This is a genomic window from Herbaspirillum sp. 1130 (genome assembly GCF_017833835.1).
Lineage (GTDB): Bacteria > Pseudomonadota > Gammaproteobacteria > Burkholderiales > Burkholderiaceae_D > Herbaspirillum > Herbaspirillum huttiense.
This window is the reverse complement of record NZ_JAFICQ010000002.1, coordinates 559,477-577,199: the sequence shown is the minus strand read 5'-3', so window position 1 is coordinate 577,199 and position 17,723 is coordinate 559,477. Positions and strand designations below refer to the sequence as shown.

Annotated in this window: 22 protein-coding genes; 14 read left to right on the top strand and 8 right to left on the bottom strand. The window is 61.6% G+C overall.

All coding sequences use genetic code 11. The annotated features are described in order from the left end of the window. Window positions 1–59 precede the first annotated feature (59 nt). The 7 genes from JOD78_RS11450 to bfr all read left to right on the top strand — a co-directional run bounded on the left by JOD78_RS11450 (window position 60) and on the right by bfr (window position 3,648). On the top strand, window positions 60–248 hold the full coding sequence (locus JOD78_RS11450; protein WP_008325641.1) for a hemin uptake protein HemP: 189 nt from the start codon (window positions 60–62) through the stop codon (window positions 246–248). A gap of 98 nt (window positions 249–346) precedes the next feature. Beyond that, on the top strand, window positions 347–667 hold the full coding sequence (locus tag JOD78_RS11445; protein WP_088754613.1) for a hypothetical protein: 321 nt from the start codon (window positions 347–349) through the stop codon (window positions 665–667). 46 nt (window positions 668–713) lie between these two features. Beyond that, the gene (locus tag JOD78_RS11440; protein ID WP_034332014.1) at window positions 714–941 is read left to right on the top strand and encodes a (2Fe-2S)-binding protein; all 228 of its coding nucleotides are present in this window, start codon (window positions 714–716) and stop codon (window positions 939–941) included. Between the two features lie 9 nt (window positions 942–950). Then, complete coding sequence (locus JOD78_RS11435) at window positions 951–1,649, top strand: energy transducer TonB (RefSeq protein ID WP_121043053.1); 699 nt, start codon at window positions 951–953, stop codon at window positions 1,647–1,649. 95 nt (window positions 1,650–1,744) lie between these two features. Continuing rightward, entirely contained in the window at window positions 1,745–2,476 is a 732-nt protein-coding gene (locus tag JOD78_RS11430) for a MotA/TolQ/ExbB proton channel family protein (RefSeq protein ID WP_039786252.1), read from the top strand. Continuing rightward, window positions 2,476–2,892 carry a biopolymer transporter ExbD gene (locus JOD78_RS11425; RefSeq protein WP_034332017.1) on the top strand — a complete coding sequence of 139 codons (417 nt, stop codon included), beginning with the start codon at window positions 2,476–2,478 and terminating at the stop codon, window positions 2,890–2,892. Before JOD78_RS11430 ends, JOD78_RS11425 begins: the two co-directional genes overlap by 1 nt. A 276-nt stretch (window positions 2,893–3,168) precedes the next feature. Next, window positions 3,169–3,648: a bacterioferritin gene (gene bfr / locus JOD78_RS11420; protein ID WP_008325625.1), complete on the top strand. Its 480-nt coding sequence runs from the start codon at window positions 3,169–3,171 to the stop codon at window positions 3,646–3,648. A gap of 108 nt (window positions 3,649–3,756) precedes the next feature. On the opposite strand, the gene JOD78_RS11415 is transcribed toward bfr, so the two are convergent. Continuing rightward, window positions 3,757–4,371 carry a glutathione S-transferase N-terminal domain-containing protein gene (locus JOD78_RS11415; RefSeq protein ID WP_034332019.1) on the bottom strand — a complete coding sequence of 205 codons (615 nt, stop codon included), beginning with the start codon at window positions 4,369–4,371 and terminating at the stop codon, window positions 3,757–3,759. Window positions 4,372–4,612: 241 nt separating this feature from the next. On the opposite strand from JOD78_RS11415, the gene purB reads away from it, so the two are divergent. The 6 genes from purB (at window position 4,613) to JOD78_RS11385 (ending at window position 10,263) form a co-directional block, all read left to right on the top strand. Beyond that, a complete protein-coding gene (purB, locus tag JOD78_RS11410) occupies window positions 4,613–5,980 on the top strand; it encodes an adenylosuccinate lyase (RefSeq protein ID WP_209568031.1) in 1,368 nt (455 codons plus the stop codon). A 305-nt stretch (window positions 5,981–6,285) separates the two neighbouring features. Then, window positions 6,286–6,810 (top strand): cytochrome b, encoded by a 525-nt coding sequence (locus JOD78_RS11405; protein WP_039786260.1) that lies wholly within the window; start codon window positions 6,286–6,288, stop codon window positions 6,808–6,810. Between the two features lie 63 nt (window positions 6,811–6,873). Continuing rightward, complete coding sequence (locus JOD78_RS11400) at window positions 6,874–7,446, top strand: YceI family protein (protein WP_121043049.1); 573 nt, start codon at window positions 6,874–6,876, stop codon at window positions 7,444–7,446. 120 nt (window positions 7,447–7,566) lie between these two features. After that, window positions 7,567–8,139 (top strand): YceI family protein, encoded by a 573-nt coding sequence (locus JOD78_RS11395; RefSeq protein ID WP_034332026.1) that lies wholly within the window; start codon window positions 7,567–7,569, stop codon window positions 8,137–8,139. Between the two features lie 220 nt (window positions 8,140–8,359). Further along, window positions 8,360–8,995 (top strand): pyridoxamine 5'-phosphate oxidase, encoded by a 636-nt coding sequence (gene pdxH / locus JOD78_RS11390; RefSeq protein ID WP_209568033.1) that lies wholly within the window; start codon window positions 8,360–8,362, stop codon window positions 8,993–8,995. Window positions 8,996–9,054: 59 nt separating this feature from the next. Next, window positions 9,055–10,263: a cyclopropane-fatty-acyl-phospholipid synthase family protein gene (locus JOD78_RS11385; RefSeq protein WP_209568035.1), complete on the top strand. Its 1,209-nt coding sequence runs from the start codon at window positions 9,055–9,057 to the stop codon at window positions 10,261–10,263. A gap of 102 nt (window positions 10,264–10,365) precedes the next feature. Here the strand turns inward: JOD78_RS11385 and msrA are convergent, their stop codons facing one another. Then, a complete protein-coding gene (msrA, locus tag JOD78_RS11380; protein WP_209568036.1) occupies window positions 10,366–10,899 on the bottom strand; it encodes a peptide-methionine (S)-S-oxide reductase MsrA in 534 nt (177 codons plus the stop codon). A 205-nt stretch (window positions 10,900–11,104) separates the two neighbouring features. On the opposite strand from msrA, the gene JOD78_RS11375 reads away from it, so the two are divergent. Next, window positions 11,105–11,614 (top strand): flavin reductase family protein, encoded by a 510-nt coding sequence (locus JOD78_RS11375; protein ID WP_034339252.1) that lies wholly within the window; start codon window positions 11,105–11,107, stop codon window positions 11,612–11,614. A gap of 92 nt (window positions 11,615–11,706) precedes the next feature. Here JOD78_RS11375 and JOD78_RS11370 read toward each other — a convergent pair whose 3' ends face one another. From JOD78_RS11370 to fba, 6 genes are all read right to left on the bottom strand, one after another. Then, complete coding sequence (locus JOD78_RS11370; protein WP_209568038.1) at window positions 11,707–12,456, bottom strand: OmpW family outer membrane protein; 750 nt, start codon at window positions 12,454–12,456, stop codon at window positions 11,707–11,709. 398 nt (window positions 12,457–12,854) lie between these two features. Beyond that, a complete protein-coding gene (locus JOD78_RS11365; protein WP_209568040.1) occupies window positions 12,855–13,910 on the bottom strand; it encodes an L-threonylcarbamoyladenylate synthase in 1,056 nt (351 codons plus the stop codon). 12 nt (window positions 13,911–13,922) lie between these two features. Continuing rightward, window positions 13,923–15,128 (bottom strand): 5-(carboxyamino)imidazole ribonucleotide synthase, encoded by a 1,206-nt coding sequence (locus JOD78_RS11360; protein WP_209568042.1) that lies wholly within the window; start codon window positions 15,126–15,128, stop codon window positions 13,923–13,925. Further along, window positions 15,125–15,622 (bottom strand): 5-(carboxyamino)imidazole ribonucleotide mutase, encoded by a 498-nt coding sequence (gene purE, locus JOD78_RS11355; RefSeq protein WP_034331809.1) that lies wholly within the window; start codon window positions 15,620–15,622, stop codon window positions 15,125–15,127. Before purE ends, JOD78_RS11360 begins: the two co-directional genes overlap by 4 nt. 12 nt (window positions 15,623–15,634) lie before the next feature. Further along, the gene (locus JOD78_RS11350; RefSeq protein ID WP_209533541.1) at window positions 15,635–16,531 is read right to left on the bottom strand and encodes a phosphoribosylaminoimidazolesuccinocarboxamide synthase; all 897 of its coding nucleotides are present in this window, start codon (window positions 16,529–16,531) and stop codon (window positions 15,635–15,637) included. 102 nt (window positions 16,532–16,633) lie between these two features. Beyond that, on the bottom strand, window positions 16,634–17,698 hold the full coding sequence (gene fba, locus JOD78_RS11345; protein ID WP_006461735.1) for a class II fructose-bisphosphate aldolase: 1,065 nt from the start codon (window positions 17,696–17,698) through the stop codon (window positions 16,634–16,636). Between the last annotated feature and the right edge of the window lie 25 nt (window positions 17,699–17,723).

Genomic DNA, 17,723 nt, shown 5'->3' with positions numbered 1-17,723 from the left:
GCCGCAAATCGCAAATAATCTAAATAAGAATTGTTCGCATTTAATAGGAGGTGATTGTAATGAGCCAACTGAACGACAACAGCATGGACCGTCGCAACAAGCCGGGCACGACCGCCAACGGAACGCCGATCACCCGCATCAAGAGTACGGACCTGTTCCGTCAGATGCGCGAGCTTGAGATTGATCACGGCGGTCGCATCTACAAATTGCGTCTGACCCAGCTGAACAAGCTGATCCTGACGGCGTAAGCCGGCAGTATCAAGACAAGGTGGATCCATAAACAGGCCAGCCAGCGTCGTTCGTCATGACGCACCGCCAGCCAAGCTAGCCCAGCGAGGAGAGTTTGATGGTCAACGAGAACATGACGTCCACGTTCGTGGAACCGAGCAACGCACCGGCCCAGCCTGAACTTCTGGTGTCCGCCGTGCTGCATCTGATGTCGCACTACACCGCCAACAACAGCCAGGAAACGCAGAGCTGCGTGAAGCTGGCCTCGGTGATCGAAAGACACCTCAAGGCCCTGGCGGACCTGCCCAACCTGGCACCGGTGCTGCGGGCCACCTGCCAGCAGCTGTCGGAACAATGGGCGCATGTAGTGGAACGCACGATGCCGCCGCAGGAAAAATTCAACTTCTTCTCGCGCATGGTTGCAGGAGCGAGAACTTAGCCATCGTCAAGTCAAGAGCCTGATGAAGCAGGCAGCAAGGCGTAAAATGATCGTATGTGTTTGTAACAACATCTCTGAAGGCAAGATCCATCAGGCGGTCGATGCAGGCGTGTCGTCCATGGCCGAGCTGCGCAAGCAGCTTGGCGTGGGCACCTGCTGCGGCAAGTGCCATTCCTGCGCCAAGAACGTCCTGCGCGAATGCCTCAGCAGTTCCCGTCAAACACAGCAAGGTGTGCGTCCGGTAGTATTCCATCCGTCACTGGCCGCTGCCTGAACCAGATCAATGAACGCCATTTCACCGTCTCTCATGAGTGTCAGCCCACCCAGCGCCCTGATGCGCCAGGCACGCAAGATCGGCCCGCTGGGCCTGATCATCCTGTTGCACATTGCCTTCTTCTGGGCGCTGCAAAGCGGCCTGGTCCACCAGGTCGCCAGCGCCGTTCCCAAGGAAGTCATCGCCACCTTCATCGTCCCCGAGAAGGCCCCTGAGCCCGCGCCGCCCAAGGCCGAGCCGGCCCCGCCCAAGCAGGTGAAGATCGTCAAGAAGGTGGTGGCACCGCCCAAGCCGGTTCCCGTCACCGAAACGCCGGCACCAACTGCCATCACTGCGCCGCCCCAGCCGCCGCAACCGGCCGCACCGGCTCCGCAGGTGGCTGCCGAACCGACGCCGGCCCCGGCCGCACCGCCTGGCCCGGTCCTGCCCAAGCAGATCACTTCCGGCATCGAATATATCGAGAAGCCGAACCCGACGTATCCCAGCGTCTCGCGCCGCATGGGTGAAGAAGGCGTGGTGGAATTCCGCGTGACCGTCAACACCAGCGGCCGTGCCGAAAAGGTCGAGATCACCAAGTCTTCCGGCTACTCGCGCCTGGATGATGCCGCCCGCAGCGCCGTGATGCGCGCCGTCTTCAAGCCTTACATCGAGAACGGCAAGGCCATCACCGTCAGCACGGTCGGCAGCCTGGCCTTCCGCCTGAACTGAGCAAAGCATCTCGCCTGGCCGGGTCTTGCCCGGCCAGGCAGTCATTTCGTTTCATCATTCCCCTCATCTGATAGCCAAAAATAGAAGGAAACATCATGGAAGTTAGTCCGTACGGATTGGAAAGCCTCTGGGCCCAAGGCGATTTCGTTACCAAGGGCGTCGCCGTCCTGTTGCTGGCCATGTCGATCGCGTCCTGGTACGTGATCTTCACCAAGGCCTTCCAGCTGCTGCGTTTCCGCAAGGCCTCGGCCGCCGCCGGTCACCAGTTCTGGGATACCACCAGCCTGCCCGAAGGCGTGGCCACCCTGGGCCATGACAATCCCTTCGCCGAAGTCGCCAAGGCCGGTGTCACTGCCATGAGCCACCACACCGCCCACAAGGGCCACCTGCACGATCAACTGTCGGTGAGCGACTGGGTCACCCTGTCGCTGCGCCAAGCCATCGATGAAGCCTCCGGCAAGCTGCAGACCGGCATGGCCGTGCTGGCCTCGGTCGGCTCGACCGCACCGTTCGTGGGCCTGTTCGGCACCGTCTGGGGCATCTACCACGCGCTGGTCTCCATCGGCACCACCGGCCAGGCCAGCATCGACAAGGTCGCCGGCCCGGTCGGCGAAGCCCTGATCATGACCGCACTGGGCCTGGCCGTGGCCATTCCCGCCACCTTCGGCTACAACGCCCTGGTGCGCGGCAACAAGACCACCATCGCCAAGCTCAACAAGTTCGGCTTCGACCTGCACGCCCTGTTCGTCACCGGTGCCCGCGCCGCCGGTGAAGACGGCCAGCCCAATGGCGGCAAGGCCAAGCTGACCGCAGTCGGGAGGGCATGATGGGTATGGGTTCCCTGTCCGATTCGGACGACGATTTCAATCCCGAGATCAACACCACGCCGCTGGTGGACGTGATGCTGGTCTTGCTGATCATCTTCATCATCACCATCCCGGTGATGAACCATGCGGTCAAGATCGACCTGCCCAAGGCCAGCAGCCAGCCGGACCAGGTCAAGCCGGAAAGCATCAACCTGTCCATCGATGCGGCTGGCAACGTGTTCTGGAATGAAGAAAAGATCGACAGCAGCGAACTGAGCGCCCGCATCGCCGTGGCCGCCCAGAAGCAGCCGCAACCGGAAATGCACCTGCGCGCCGAGCGCACCACCCAGTATGAAAAGGTGGCGCAGGTGATGTCGGCGGCGCAGTCTGGTGGGCTGACCAAGATCGGTTTCGTGACGGATCCTGACAAGAAATAAACTTCAGCAGTCGCTAAACCCAAGGGAGGTGCCACCCCGGCACTTCCCGGCAAGCCCTGCCGCACGGGCCTGCAACCGAAAACCTCCCTCGCCTGGCGACGGAGGTTTTTTGCTTTTTCCTTCATACGCCAACCAAAGTAAGAATGATTACCGATAATTCTTGCTGAACAATGCAGGCATCTGGACTATGATCCGTCGGTCCGCGGTCAGGCAGCTATACAGTCACCCATAATTAACGCGGTTTTCCTCTTACATCAATTTTTAAAGGTAATCCCCATGAAAGGCGATCCCGCAGTCATCAAGTTGCTCAATGCTCAACTGACCAATGAGCTCACGGCCATCAACCAGTACTTCCTGCATGCCCGCATGTACAAGCACTGGGGCCTGGACAAGATCGGTGCCAAGGAATACGCCGAATCCATCGGCGAAATGAAGCACGCTGACAAGCTGATCGACCGCATCCTGATGCTGGACGGCTTGCCCAACCTGCAGGCGCTGCACAAGCTGATGATCGGCGAGAACACCCAGGAAATGCTGCAGTGTGACCTGAAGCTGGAGCAGGCGGCCCACAAGACCGTCAAGGAAGGCATCGCCACCTGCGAACAGCATGGCGATTACGTCTCGCGCGAACTGTTCCAGATGATCCTGGACGACACCGAAGAACACATCGACTGGCTGGAAACCCAACTGGACCTGATCGACAAGGTCGGTATCCAGAATTACCTGCAAAGCCAGATGTCCCCGGCCAGCGAGTAATCGCAAGCAGTCCAAGGCAAACAAAAAGCGCGCTCCTCGGAGCGCGCTTTTTACGTCATCACCAAACTTGGTGAAAGACCGATGGCGAAGGGCCCATGGCCCTGCACCTCACAGATGCGGTACGGTTTCCTTGAAGCTGGCCCGTTCCGACACCTTGTCGAACAGCCGTGCCAGTTGCGGATAATCCTCGCGCCAGGCCAGGTCCGGGAAGCGGAACGCCAGCCACCCCAGCGCACAGCCCACGGCCACGTCTGCCAGGGTGTAATGGTTGCCCACGCAGAAGGGCTTTTCTCCCAGGCCATCGGCCATCGCCTTCAACGAAGCTTCCACCTTGCTCCACTGGCGCTTGATCCATTCCGGGCTCTGCTGCTTGGTCGGACGCAGGGTCTTTTCCAGGCGCACCAGCACGGCCGCATCCAGGGCGCCATCGGCCAGCGCTTCCCAGCACTTGATCTCGGCGCGCTCGCGGCCATTGGGCGGCAGCAGCTTGCCGACCGGCGTCAGGGTGTCGAGATATTCGACGATCACCCGCGAATCGAACATGGCACCGCCATCATCCATCAGCAGGCAGGGCACCTTGCCCAGCGGATTGCTTTCCTGGATGGTGGTCGATGCACTCCAGACATCTTCCAGGATGAATTCGTAATCGATCTTTTTTTCGGCCATCACGACGCGCACCTTGCGCACGAACGGACTGGCATTGGAGCCGATGAGTTTTAGCATAGCGTGTGGAGTAATAATCTCATTCGATTATAACATTCGCATTTCCTGACAAATTTATGAAGAATCGCGCCAGGAACGGAATGCAACGGTCCATCAGGACTGGGCCGGACGGGAAAATTGGGCCGGCCGGCGTGCCGATGGTAAAATGCCGGGCTCAGGCGATTCGGGTTTTGGCATAAAAGCCTGCCAAAACTCGCCAATCTTCAGTCAACGCATCTCTTCCGTTTCCATCGTTTCCATCATGTCCCTCTCTGCTCTCTCGGCCCTGTCCCCGCTGGACGGCCGCTACGCCTCCAAGACCGATCAACTGCGTCCGCTGCTGTCTGAAGCGGGCTTCATGCACCATCGCGTGAAGGTCGAGATTGCCTGGCTGCAAGCGCTGTCCGAAGCTGGTTTCGCCGAGATCAAGCCGTTCTCGCCTGAGGCCCGCGCGCTGCTGGAGAAGTTGGCTGCCGACTTCACCGAAGCCGACGCCGCCCGCATCAAGGAAATCGAAGCCGTCACCAACCACGACGTCAAGGCCGTGGAATACTGGCTCAAGGAACAAGTGAAGGATGTGCCCGAGCTGGTGGCCGCCTCCGAATTCATTCACTTCGCCTGCACCTCCGAAGACATCAACAACACCTCGCACGGCATGATGTTGAAGGCCGCGCGCGACACCGTGCTGCTGCCCTCGCTGCAAGCCGTGATCACCAAGCTGACCGCGCTGGCCCACGAACACGCGGCAGTGCCGATGCTCTCGCGCACCCACGGCCAGCCGGCCAGCCCCACCACCCTGGGCAAGGAAGTGGCCAACGTCGTGGCGCGCCTGCAACGTGCCGCCAAGCGCATCGCCAGCGTCGAGATCCAGGGCAAGATGAACGGTGCCGTCGGCAACTACAACGCCCACCTGTCGGCCTACCCGCAGACCGACTGGGCCGCTTTCTCCAAGGAAGTCGTGGAAAAGCGCCTGGGCCTGACCTTCAACCCCTACACCATCCAGATCGAGCCGCACGACTACATGGCCGAACTGTTCGATGCCGTGGCCCGCACCAACACCATCCTGCTGGACCTGAACCGCGACATCTGGGGCTACATCTCCCTGGGCTACTTCAAGCAGCGCACCAAGGCCGGCGAAATCGGTTCCTCGACCATGCCGCACAAGGTCAACCCGATCGATTTTGAAAACTCCGAAGGCAACCTGGGCATGGCCAACGCCGTGCTCAAGCACCTGGCCGAGAAGCTGCCGGTCTCGCGCTGGCAGCGTGACCTGACCGACTCCACCGTGCTGCGCAACATCGGCGTGGGCTTCGGCTACACCCTGCTGGCCTACGACAGCTGCCTGCGCGGCCTGAACAAGCTGGAAGTGAATCCGCAACGCCTGGCCGACGACCTCGACGCCACCTGGGAAGTGCTGGCCGAGCCGGTGCAGACCGTCATGCGCCGCTATGGCATCGAAAATCCGTATGAGCAGCTGAAGGAACTGACCCGCGGCAAGGGCATTTCCAAAGACGCGCTGCGCGACTTCATCAATGGCCTGGCCATCCCGCAAGAAGCCAAGGACCACCTCCTGGCCATGACCCCGGCCAACTACATCGGTACCGCCGTGGAACTGGCCAAGCAGATCTGATAGTTCATATCAACGATCAGCAAAATGCACGAATGGCGCACAGCAATGTGCGCCATTTTTCATTTGTGCGGCCACAATCCTGAATCATTGTTAGGATTACTCGCAAAAACGGATGGCTGAAGTGCCATTTCGGCGAGTAATGCGAGCAGCGAAAGCTCTTTATACTCAGCAGGGTCAAAAAGAGTGGCATGATCGCTTGCCGCCCGGAATCTTCGCGGATTTCGCGACGCCAGCCCGGCCTGCCCGCCCTGCAGAACCATTGCAGAGCCAGCCGCTCCAAACGCCACCCACGCTCGCCACATCCTATGGAACGCTACACCAAACCCGCCGTGCTGCTGCACTGGCTGATTGCCCTGTTGATCATCTCCGCCTTCGGCCTGGGGCTGACCATGGTCGACATTCCCGGCCTGACCCCAACCAAGCTGAAGTATTTTTCCTGGCACAAGTGGCTGGGGGTGACCGTACTGGCGCTGGTCTGCGTTCGCCTGCTGTGGCGCCTCACGCACAAGGCCCCGGCCTATCCGGCCAACATGCCGGGCTGGCAACAGTCGGCGGCACACGGGCTGCACCTGGGCCTGTACGTGCTGATGTTCGCCATTCCCGTCTCCGGCTATTTCTACAGCCTGGCCGCCGGCGTACCGGTGGTCTACCTGGGCGTAGTGCCGCTGCCGGTGCTGATTGCCCCGAATCCGGAGTGGAAGCCGCTGCTCAAGGCCACCCACTACTGGCTCAACATGACCCTGCTGGCCGCCTTTGCCCTGCACGTGCTGGCCGCGCTCAAGCATCAGTTCATCGATCGTGACAATATCTTCAAACGCATGCTGCCCTGATCCCCTGCTCGCCGCACGCTACGCAAGATCATTCATATTGCTCGTTTTTTTACGGAACCCGACATGACCTCCACTCGCTCCACCCGCTTCCTCAAACCCACTCTGCTGGCCTTGGCCGCTGCTGCCTTCACCCTCTCCGCCCAAGCAGCCCCGCTGAAGGTGGATGCCGCCAAGAGCAGCGTCACTGCCACCTTCAAGCAGCTCAACGTCCCGGTCGATGCCAAGTTCAAGAAATTCAACGCCGCCATCGACTTCGACGCGGCCAAGCCGGAACAAGGCAAGGCGTCGGTGGAGATCGACGTCGCCAGCTTCGACCTGGGTGAAGCCGAGTACAACAAGGAAGTGCAAAAGAAGGAATGGTTCAACGCCGCCCAATACCCCAAGGCCAGCTTCGTGGCCAGCAGCATCAAGGCCGCTGGCGCCGGCAAATATGACGTGGCCGGCAAGCTGACCATCAAGGGCAAGAGCACCGATGTCAGCTTCCCGCTGACCGTCAAGAAGGACGGAGCCACCCAGGTCTTCGACGGTGCCCTGCCCATCAAGCGCCTGACCTACAACGTCGGTGAAGGCGAGTGGAAGGATACCGGCATGGTGGCCGATGAAGTGACGATCAAGTTCCACATCGTGGCCCAGTAATTCGTAGCAACAGCATCAGCAGCCTCAACAACATCAATAAAAGTCGTTCCGCGCCATGACGCACCGCCCTGCAAGGGGCGGGCTCCCCTGCGGTTTTTTTCACTCAAGGAATCCAAACAAATGAAACTGAATCACCTCCTGCTCGCCCTGGTCGCCGCCGGTGCCGCCGTCTCCGCCAACGCTGCCGACACCTACAGCATCGACCCCAGCCACACCTACCCCAGCTTCGAAGCGGACCACATGGGCGTGTCCATCTGGCGCGGCAAGTTCGACAAGACCAGCGGCACCGTGACCCTGGATCGCGCCGCCAAGACCGGCACCGTCGACATCACCATCGATACCGCCTCCATCGACTTCGGCATGGCCAAGATGAACGATCACGCCAAGAGCGCCGACATGTTCGACGTCGCCAAGTACCCGACCGCCCAATACAAGGGCAACATCAAGTTCAACGGCGACAAGCCGGCCACCGTCGAAGGCGAACTGACCCTGCACGGCGTGACCAAGCCGGTCACCCTGACCCTGAACAAGTTCACCTGCATCCAGCACCCGATGCTCAAGCGTGAAGTGTGCGGCGGCGATGCGTCGGCCTCCTTCAACCGCGCCGACTTCGGTATCGACTACGGTGCCAAGTATGGTTTCTCGATGGAGACCAAGCTGGCCATCCAGGTCGAAGCCGTCAAGACCAACTGATCCTGCCCGCGCTTGCCTGAAGCGGCCGGACCTGGTCCGGCCCCGGCAAACCACGAAAGCCGATGCGATAATGCATCGGCTTTTTTATTGGCGCGCCTTGCTTGCGATCATGGAGCAAGCGGCCGCCAGGCCGCACAATGGCTCGCATTCGCCGTTTTGCTGCTCTGCAAAACATTTTGAAACGCGCTAATCTAGCGCCACTCCCCAAGGAGCAAGAAGCATGTCGTTAGCTGACCTACGTAAAGACTACAGCCGCGCCAGTTTGTCCGAACTCGACACTGCCACCGATCCCGTTGACCAGTTTGCAGTCTGGTTCGACGAAGCGACCAAGGCGCAGATCCCCGAGCCCAACGCCATGAGCGTGGCCACCGTGGGGGCTGATGGACGGCCGTCGTCGCGCATCGTGCTGATCAAGCAGTTCGATCAGCTGGGCTTTACCTGGTTTACCAATTACGACAGCCGCAAGGGCGTCGATGTGGCGGAGAATCCGTACGTGGCGCTGCTGTTCCATTGGGTCGAACTTGAACGCCAGGTCCGCATCGAAGGAAAGATCGAGCGCGTGACCAAGGAAGAGAGCGACGCGTACTTCTACAGTCGCCCCCTGGCCAGCCAGCTCGGCGCGATCGCCTCGCAGCAGAGCCGGACCGTGGCCAGCCGCGAGACGCTGGAACAGCAATATGAAGCAACCAAGCAGCAATTCGGGGACCACCCGACCCGCCCGGAACATTGGGGCGGCTACCGGGTGATTCCCGATCGCATCGAATTTTGGCAAGGCCGCCCCTCCCGCATGCACGACCGCGTGCTCTACACGCGCTCCGATGATGGCCAGTGGCAACGGCAGCGCCTGCAGCCCTGAGGACATCGCACGATGCCTGGCAGGGCCGATCAGCATTCATCACTGACGCGGAGGACATCGTGTTTTGGGAAAAGAAGCTAGACGCCTGGGTAGAAAACATTCGCAATGTGTCGGCCCTGCCACTGCGGCTGGAGCTGTGGAACGGACAGCATTACGACTTCAGCAGCGGTACGCCTGAAGTCACGCTCAAGGTTCCGCACGCTTCAGCCATCACTTCACTGCTCAAGCCGTCGCTGGCCAACCTGGGCGAGGCCTACGTCGAAGGCAAGATCGAGGTCGAGGGCAAGGTCAAGAGCATCATCCAGGTCGCCAACGGTCTGGCTTCCAACACCCTCAAGGCCGAGGGCCGGCTGGGCCGCATGGTGCGCAGCGTGACGCACACCAAAAAGCGGGACGCCGAAGCCATCCAGTATCACTACGACGTTTCCAACGATTTCTACAAGCTGTTCCTGGACGAGAACATGGTGTATTCCTGCGCCTACTTCGAGAACGGCGACGAGGATCTCGCCACGGCCCAGCTCAAGAAGATCGACCACATCCTGGAGAAGATCCAGCTCAAGCCCGGCCAGACATTGCTCGACATCGGCTGCGGCTGGGGTGCGCTGGTCTTGCGGGCGGCGCAGAAATTCGGTGCGCGCTGCGTGGGCGTGACGCTTTCCAAGAACCAGTACGCCCTGGCACGTGAGCGGGTGGAAGCGGCCGGACTCGGCGACCGCATCGAGATCCGCCTGCAGGACTACCGAGACGTCACCGGCACCTTCGACCGCATCACCTCCGTGGGCATGTTCGAGCATGTGGGCATCAAGAATTTGCCGACGTATTTTGCCCAGATCAGGAAGCTGCTGGCCGATGGCGGCATGGCCATGAACCACGGCATCACCAGCACCGACATCGAGAATGGCGAGTCGCCCTATGGGGCCGGTGAATTCATCGACAAGTACGTGTTCCCCGCCGGCGAACTGCCGCACATCAGCACGGTGCTGCGGACCATGCAGGAAGGCGGCCTGGAAGCGTTCGACGTCGAAAACCTGCGACGCCACTATGCCCGCACCTGCAGCCTGTGGGCCGACAATTTCGAAGCCAACGCCGACGCCATCCACCGCGTGACCGACGAGAAGCGCTACCGTATCTGGCGCGTTTACCTGGCCGGCAGCGCCTACGGTTTCGAACGCGACTGGATCTCGCTGTATCAGGTCATCTGCACCAAGGCCGGCCGCAGCGCACAGCAGCTGCCGTGGTCGCGCAAGTACATCTACGCACAACAATAAGCGTTCGCCAGCCCCATCAAGCAACGGGCCTGCCCTTTCTTGGGCAGGCCCGTTGTACGTTGTACGCCTTGTACGTGGAACCTCGTCACACGCAGCGGGAATTTATTCCGGCTTGCTCTTCTCCGCAAACACCTCACGCAGCTTGGCCACCTTGGGCGCCACCACGAAGGCGCAGTAGCCCTGGAAGGGATGCTGCACGAAGTAGTTCTGGTGATAGTCCTCGGCGCGATAGTAGGTCTGCGGCGACGACAGTTCGGTCACGATGGGCGCATCCCACACCAAGGCCATCTCGGCGATGATGTGCCTGGCCGTCTCGTGCTGGGTCTCGTCCTGATAGTAGATGACTGAACGATACTGCGTACCGACGTCATTGCCCTGGCGGTTCAGCGTGGTCGGGTCATGGATGGTGAAGAAAATTTCCAGAATCTCGCGGAAGCTGATCTGCTGCGGATCGAAGGCCAGCTTGACCACTTCCGCATGCCCGGTCTGGCCGCCGCACACCTGCTCGTAGCTGGGGTTGACCACACTGCCGCCGGTATAGCCGGACTCCACCGACTGCACGCCCTTGACCTGCTGGTACACCGCTTCCAGGCACCAGAAGCAGCCGCCGCCGAGTACTGCAATTTCCGTGGCCATGATGTTCTCCCGTTAAGTTGCTTGTTATAAAACTTTACTCCAATTCAGCACCTCAAGTGAGGCCGATGTGAAGCATTCTCAAGCCATCCAAGCCCAGCCCGCACGGCAAGACTGCGCGCGATCCGTTATCATGTGCATCTCCGCGCATTGACCGGCTGGCCGCAAGGTGCAGGCCGCAGCGCTTCGACCTCCAAGCAGACTCCCGATGCACACACGCTTTCCCCGCGCCGAAGCGCGTCAGTTCGACGCGGCGCATTTCCGCCAGGCCCTGTCGCAGTTCGCCACGGGCGTCACCGTCATCACCACGCGGCTGGCCGATGGCAGCCTCCTGGGACTGACCGCCAGCTCCTTCAATTCGGTTTCGCTGGATCCTCCACTCGTGCTGTGGAGCCTCGGCACACGCGCCAACAGCCTGCCGGTGTTCTCCGGCAATTCGCATTACGTGATCAACATCCTCAGCGCCGAGCAGGCGCATCTGGCGCAGCAATTCGCCAGCAAGATGGAAAACCGCTTCGAAGGCGTGGCCTACACGCTCTCGCGCACCGGCCAGCCGATTCTGGATGGGGCCTCGGCCTGGTTCGAATGCCACAACCGCAGCCAGTATCCGGAAGGCGACCACGTCATCTTCGTGGGCGAGGTGGAACATTGCGAAGTCGACCCGCAAGCCGCGCTGGTCTTCCACAATGGCCGGTTCACGAAGACTGAAGCTTTCTGAACAGCGCGTCTGCTGTGCTTTGAGGCAGCTGCCCAAAAGAAAATGGCACCCGGATTGCTCCGGGTGCCATTTTTTTCAGCAGCGTTCCGGTCTTAGAACTTGTAGCCCACCGACAGGAAGCTGACGATCGGGTTGATCGTCAGGCTGGTGCTCGAGTGCGTCGTGCCACCTGCTGCAGCGGGCAGCTCGGTGGTGATGTCGGCATTGGTCTTGAGTGGGATGTAGGACACGGACAAGCCCACGGACCAGTTCTTGTCGAAGTTGTAGTTGGCACCCACGGTCAGCACCGGGGCCCACGACGAGCTCAGGGCGGCACTGGACTTGGCGCTGGTGACGGCGCCATTGGTGTACTTGCTGGAGATGGTGCGCTGGAAGTTGTTGCTCAGTTCGATGTTGTCATACCAGACATAGGTCACGCCGGCACCAACGAAGGGGCGGAAGGTGCTGTTGGCATCACCGAAGTGATACTTGGCCACGATCGCCGGGCTCCACTGCTTGGCCTGCCCGATCTGACCCACACCGGCCAGCGTGCCGGTACCGTCGAGCTTGAAGGTCGGGGGAATGCCCAGGTCGGCGGTCAGCGAGAAGTTGTCCGTCAGGAAGTGAGTGAAAGCGATGCCCAGGGTATCGGCGCTATTGACGGTTGCGCCGGAACCGGGAATCGGACCAGCGCCCGGACCGTCGTTCTTGCGCAGGGTTTCGCTGGAATCCTGGGGTGCCAGATGGAACCAGCCGAGATTGATGATATTGCTGCCCGCGGTCTGCGCCATGGCCGGTGCAGCGCACGCTGCCATCACGGACAATGCGGCGAGTTTGGGCAGGAAGGAAAATTGTTTTTGCATTGCTGTCTCCAAGAGTTGCGGGCAGTGCCCGGATTTTTTATTCCCGATGTCTGGCGATAGACGGGATTGCTGTCACGGCTGGTTACCGTTTTTCATTATTCAACGTAATCCTGCGTAACTGGTCCGTACGTGGTTTTTACGCTGACGAAACAAAAAGAACGCGCGTGCTATTCGGTGGAGATACTATGCCAGCTTTGTCACATTTTGTATAGAACATGTGAAGAGCACGATAGTGCATGTCTGCTTTTGGCAACCGCGTACTGACTGGCGAGTCAGTACTGGCATAGCAGGATGGGCGATGGCGGGAAGCACAAGTCAGCAACGTCGCACCGACCGATCATTGGCGGAGTGCCAAATGACCGGCGTTGCGGACGATCAGACTTTGGTTGAGCCGCCGTTCAGTCCTGGATCAGGCGCGCCAGCAAACCCTGCGAATCGAAGGCCGCGCGGCGCAGGCGGTCGTTGACGCCTTGCCAGTCTGCACTGAGGGGCAGAGATTCCACCACGATGAGGTCTGCGCCGGCATGGTCCATGTCGCGCAGGGCGGCATAGAGATCGTGGGCATAAGCATCGGCAGTGAGCGGCATGGGCCGGATCACTGTGACGCCGGGCACACCATCACCCCGGAATTCACGCTGGATCAACGCGACCTTCTGACCGATGCCAGCCAACTTGCCCAGGAGCGCTGGCAGCTCGGCCGACGCAACCTGCACCACCGGCGTATGCGGTGCGTAGTGCGCATCGAGCGTACCTGATGCGCGCGGTGCAGTGGCGTCGGGCGTGGCCAGGGGCACACCGAGCACGGCAGCGATACGATCCGCGCTGATCTGGCCGGGGCGCAGCAGCACCGGGCCATGGGTCTCGATGCGGGACAGATCGACGATGGTGGACTCGATGCCCACTTCGCTCTGACCGCCATCAAGCACGTAAGCCACCGGGCTGTCGGCATCGCTGCCGAATTCCTCGCGCACGTGCTCGGCGGTGGTCGGACTGACGTGTCCGAACTTGTTGGCCGAGGGACCGGCGATGCCGCCCTTGCCGCCGCGGAATTCGCGCAGCAGCGCCTGCGCCACCGGATGCGAAGGGCAGCGCACGCCCACTGAATCCTGGCCACCGGCCACGGCATCGGGAATGTGCGCAGCGCGCTTGAGGATCAGCGTGAGCGGACCGGGCCAGAACGAGGCAATCAGGCGCCGCGCTTCCACCGGCACCGACGCGGCCCAATAGCCGATATCGGCTTCCGGTGAAACGTGCACGATCACCGGATGATTGGCAGGACGTCCCTTGGCCGCATAGATGGCAGCAATGGCGGCCGGGTTTTCGGCGTCACCGCCGAGGCCATAGACGGTCTCGGTCGGGAAGGCCACCAGTCCTCCCTGCTCCAGCTTGCGCGCGGCGTGCATGATGGCCGCGACATCGATGGGCACAGTGGAAGAAGCGCGCTTGTCGTTCATCGCCGGCCTCGCTTACAGCGTGATGCCGAGGATGGCGCAGGCGGCTGCCAGCTGGCGCTGTGCATCGGCCAGCGTGGCACCGGTGAAGGTGACATGGCCCATCTTGCGGCCACGACGTGCTTCCGCCTTGCCGTACAGGTGCAGGTGCGCACCGGGCAGGGCCAGCACCTGATCCCAGGCCGGCTCGCGCTGCGCGTCCGTGTCACCCTCGTACCAGACATCGCCGAGGATGTTCAGCATCACCGAGGGCGAATGCTGGCGCGTATCGCCCAGCGGCAGGCGCGCCATGGCGCGGGCTTGCTGTTCGAACTGGCTGGTGACGCAGGCATCGATGGTGTAATGGCCGCTGTTGTGCGGACGCGGGGCCATCTCGTTGACCACCAGCGCGCCATCGTCCAGCACGAAGAATTCGATGCAGAGCACACCGACGTAGTGCATCGCGCCGATGATCTGCAAAGCCGCCTGCTGCGCACGCGCAGCGGCATCGGCCTTGATGTTGGGACCGGGCACGGTGGTGGTGAAGAGGATGCCGTCACGATGCACGTTCTCGGCAATCGGATAGACCACGGCCTGGCCATCATGGCCGCGCGCCACCAGCACCGAGACTTCATAGGCCAGCGGCAGCATCTTCTCCAGCACGCAGGTCACGCCCTTCATGGCGGCGAAAGCGGCATGCACTTCGTCGATGGTGCGCACGCGCACCTGGCCCTTGCCGTCATAACCCATGCGGGCCGTCTTGAGGATGCCCGGCAGCAGGTTGGGATCTAGACCATCGATATCGGCGGCGCTGTTGATCACCAGGTGCGGGGCCGGCAGCACGCCGGACTGCGATCCACACTCGGTGAAGAAGGCTTTCTCGGCAGTACGGTCCTGCGCAATCGAGACGCCGGAAGCCGCCGGTGCCACGAAGGTCTGTGCCGCCAGCGTGGCCAGGCTCTTGGCCGAGACGTTCTCGAACTCGGTGGTGATGGCCGCACACAGCGCCCCCAGTTCGGCCAGCGCCGCACCGTCGTCGTAGGCGGCGTTGATGAGGCGGTCCGCCACCTGCCCGGCCGGGCAGTCGGCATCGGCTTCCAGCACGGCGACCTTGAAGCCCATGCTCTGCGCCGCGTGGGCGAACATGCGGCCGAGCTGGCCACCGCCCATCACGCCCAGCCAGGTGGCCGGAGTGGTCGAGGGAACGGCGGGACGAAGAGTGGAGGCGGACTGCTGGGTCATACAGGCAACTTCATGTCGAGGGCGACTTGCGTCTGGGTCTTGCGGAAGGCTTCCAGCTTTTCAGCCAGGGCCGCGTCGGTGGTGGCCAGCATGGCGATGGCCGACAGCGCCGCATTGGCGGCACCGGCTTCACCGATGGCATAGGTGGCCACCGGAATGCCCTTGGGCATCTGCACGATGGACAACAGCGAATCCTCGCCACGCAGATACTTCGAAGGCACCGGCACACCCAGCACCGGCACGATGGTCTTGGCGGCGATCATGCCCGGCAGGTGCGCGGCACCGCCGGCACCGGCGATGATGGCGCGCAGGCCGCGCGTGCGGGCGCTCTCGGCGTAGGCGAACATCTGGTCCGGCATGCGGTGCGCGGAGATCACCTGGGCTTCGAAGGGCACGCCAAAGTCCTTCAGGATGGCGACCGCATTCTGCATCACCTCCCAGTCGGAGGACGACCCCATGACCACGCCGATCAACGGTTTGACAGTATCGTTCATGTCCGGTCCTCGTCAGTCCTTGAGCTTCTCGCCAGTCAGGCGTTCCAGCGCCTCGCGGTACTTGGCACCGGTCTTTTCGATCACATCGGCCGGAAGCGCCGGTGCCGGCGGGGTCTTCTGCCAGCCCTCGACGGTTTCCAGGTAATCGCGCACGAACTGCTTGTCGAAGGACGGCGGCGAGATGCCGACCTGGTAGCTGTCCGCCGGCCAGAAGCGCGAAGAGTCTGCCGTCAGCACTTCATCCATCAGGTGCAGCACGCCGTTGTCATCCAGGCCGAATTCGAACTTGGTGTCGGCGATGATGATGCCGCGCGTGGCCGCATAGTCAGCGGCTTCCTTGTAGAGCTGGATGGCGACGTCGCGGATCTTGTGGGCCAGTTCGGTGCCGATGCGCTTTTCGGTTTCTTCGAAGCTGATGTTTTCGTCGTGTTCGCCCAGGTCGGCCTTGGCGGCCGGGGTGAAGATCGGCTGTTCCAGCTTGGAAGCCTGCTGCAGACCGGCCGGCAGCTGGATGCCGCAGATCGCACCGGTGGCCTGGTAATCCTTCCAGCCGGAACCGATGATGTAGCCGCGCACCACGGCTTCCACCAGGATGGGCTTCAAGCGCTTGGCCACCACGGCGCGTCCGCGCACCTGCTCCACTTCGGCCGGGCTCACCACGGACTCGGGATCGACGCCGGTCAGGTGATTGGGCACGATGTGGCCCAGCTTCTCGAACCAGAAATCGCTCATCTGGTTCAGGACCTTGCCCTTGCCGGGGATCGGTTCGTTCATGATGACATCGAAGGCCGAGAGGCGATCGGTGGTCACGATCAACAGCTTGTCGTCGCCGACGGCGTAGTTTTCGCGGACCTTGCCTGTGCCCAGCAGCGGCAGGGAAGTGATCGAGGATTTGTAGAGACTGCTCATGGTGGTCTTCTCGTAAAGTCAAAAACCGGAACCGCCATTTTCAGGGCGATTCCGGTCGGTGGGGCCTTGCGTCCGGCGTAGGCCGTTCAGCGGCTTGCGTGCTTACTGGACGATCTGTGCCAGTTCGCCGCTCTTGTACTTCTCGGCAATCTTTTCCAGCGAGACCGGCTTGATCTTGCCAGCCTGACCTTCGCAGCCGAAGGACAGGAAACGTGCCTTGCAGACCAGCTTGGCAGCTTCGCGGGCTGGCTTCAGGTAGTCGCGCGGGTCGAACTTGGACGGGTTCTCGAACAGGTAGCGGCGGATCGCACCGGTCATGGCCAGACGAATGTCGGTGTCGATGTTGATCTTGCGCACGCCGTGCTTGATGCCTTCCTGGATTTCTTCGACCGGCACGCCGTAGGTTTCCTTCATGTCACCGCCGAATTCGCGGATCTCGGCCAGCAGTTCCTGCGGCACCGACGAAGAACCGTGCATCACCAGGTGGGTGTTGGGGATGCGGGCGTGGATTTCCTTAATGCGATCGATCGCCAGGATGTCGCCGGTGGGCTTGCGCGAGAACTTGTAGGCGCCGTGCGAAGTACCGATGGCGATAGCCAGCGCGTCGCACTGGGTGGCCTTGACGAAGTCGGCCGCCTGGTTCACGTCGGTGAGCAGCTGTTCACGGGTCATGGTGCCGTCAGCACCGTGGCCGTCTTCCTTGTCGCCCTTCATGGTTTCCAGCGAACCCAGCACGCCCAGTTCGGCTTCGACCGTCACGCCGATGGCGTGCGAGAACTCGACCACCTTGCGCGAGACTTCGACGTTGTACTCGTAGCTGGCCACGGTCTTGCCGTCGGCTTCCAGCGAGCCATCCATCATCACGGAGGAGAAACCGGACTTGATGGCGGCCATGCAGACCGCCGGCGACTGGCCGTGATCCTGGTGCATCACCACGGGGATGTGCGGATAGGCTTCCACGGCCGCCGAGATCAGGTGGCGCAGGAAGGCTTCACCCGCGTACTTGCGGGCACCGGCGGAGGCTTGCATGATCACGGGCGCGCCGACTTCATTGGCGGCTTCCATGATGGCAGTGACCTGCTCCAGGTTGTTGACGTTGAACGCCGGCAGGCCGTAACCGTTTTCGGCGGCATGGTCCAGCAGTTGACGCATGGATACGAGAGGCATGATGAAAACTCCAGAACGATGAAAA

Excerpts from the sequence above, each read along its gene's own strand:
- purE (WP_034331809.1), bottom strand. The coding sequence starts at position 15,622 with ATGAACGATACTGTCAAACCGTTGATCGGCGTGGTCATGGGGTCGTCC.
- JOD78_RS11395 (WP_034332026.1), top strand. The coding sequence starts at position 7,567 with ATGAAACTGAATCACCTCCTGCTCGCCCTGGTCGCCGCCGGTGCCGCC.
- JOD78_RS11430 (WP_039786252.1), top strand. The coding sequence starts at position 1,745 with ATGGAAGTTAGTCCGTACGGATTGGAAAGCCTCTGGGCCCAAGGCGAT.
- fba (WP_006461735.1), bottom strand. The coding sequence starts at position 17,698 with ATGCCTCTCGTATCCATGCGTCAACTGCTGGACCATGCCGCCGAAAAC.
- JOD78_RS11400 (WP_121043049.1), top strand. The coding sequence starts at position 6,874 with ATGACCTCCACTCGCTCCACCCGCTTCCTCAAACCCACTCTGCTGGCC.
- purB (WP_209568031.1), top strand. The coding sequence starts at position 4,613 with ATGTCCCTCTCTGCTCTCTCGGCCCTGTCCCCGCTGGACGGCCGCTAC.
- JOD78_RS11435 (WP_121043053.1), top strand. The coding sequence starts at position 951 with ATGAACGCCATTTCACCGTCTCTCATGAGTGTCAGCCCACCCAGCGCC.
- JOD78_RS11365 (WP_209568040.1), bottom strand. The coding sequence starts at position 13,910 with ATGAACGACAAGCGCGCTTCTTCCACTGTGCCCATCGATGTCGCGGCC.
- JOD78_RS11360 (WP_209568042.1), bottom strand. The coding sequence starts at position 15,128 with ATGACCCAGCAGTCCGCCTCCACTCTTCGTCCCGCCGTTCCCTCGACC.
- pdxH (WP_209568033.1), top strand. The coding sequence starts at position 8,360 with ATGTCGTTAGCTGACCTACGTAAAGACTACAGCCGCGCCAGTTTGTCC.
- msrA (WP_209568036.1), bottom strand. The coding sequence starts at position 10,899 with ATGGCCACGGAAATTGCAGTACTCGGCGGCGGCTGCTTCTGGTGCCTG.
- JOD78_RS11415 (WP_034332019.1), bottom strand. The coding sequence starts at position 4,371 with ATGCTAAAACTCATCGGCTCCAATGCCAGTCCGTTCGTGCGCAAGGTG.
- JOD78_RS11370 (WP_209568038.1), bottom strand. The coding sequence starts at position 12,456 with ATGCAAAAACAATTTTCCTTCCTGCCCAAACTCGCCGCATTGTCCGTG.
- JOD78_RS11425 (WP_034332017.1), top strand. The coding sequence starts at position 2,476 with ATGGGTATGGGTTCCCTGTCCGATTCGGACGACGATTTCAATCCCGAG.
- JOD78_RS11440 (WP_034332014.1), top strand. The coding sequence starts at position 714 with ATGATCGTATGTGTTTGTAACAACATCTCTGAAGGCAAGATCCATCAG.
- JOD78_RS11405 (WP_039786260.1), top strand. The coding sequence starts at position 6,286 with ATGGAACGCTACACCAAACCCGCCGTGCTGCTGCACTGGCTGATTGCC.
- JOD78_RS11450 (WP_008325641.1), top strand. The coding sequence starts at position 60 with ATGAGCCAACTGAACGACAACAGCATGGACCGTCGCAACAAGCCGGGC.
- bfr (WP_008325625.1), top strand. The coding sequence starts at position 3,169 with ATGAAAGGCGATCCCGCAGTCATCAAGTTGCTCAATGCTCAACTGACC.
- JOD78_RS11445 (WP_088754613.1), top strand. The coding sequence starts at position 347 with ATGGTCAACGAGAACATGACGTCCACGTTCGTGGAACCGAGCAACGCA.
- JOD78_RS11350 (WP_209533541.1), bottom strand. The coding sequence starts at position 16,531 with ATGAGCAGTCTCTACAAATCCTCGATCACTTCCCTGCCGCTGCTGGGC.
- JOD78_RS11375 (WP_034339252.1), top strand. The coding sequence starts at position 11,105 with ATGCACACACGCTTTCCCCGCGCCGAAGCGCGTCAGTTCGACGCGGCG.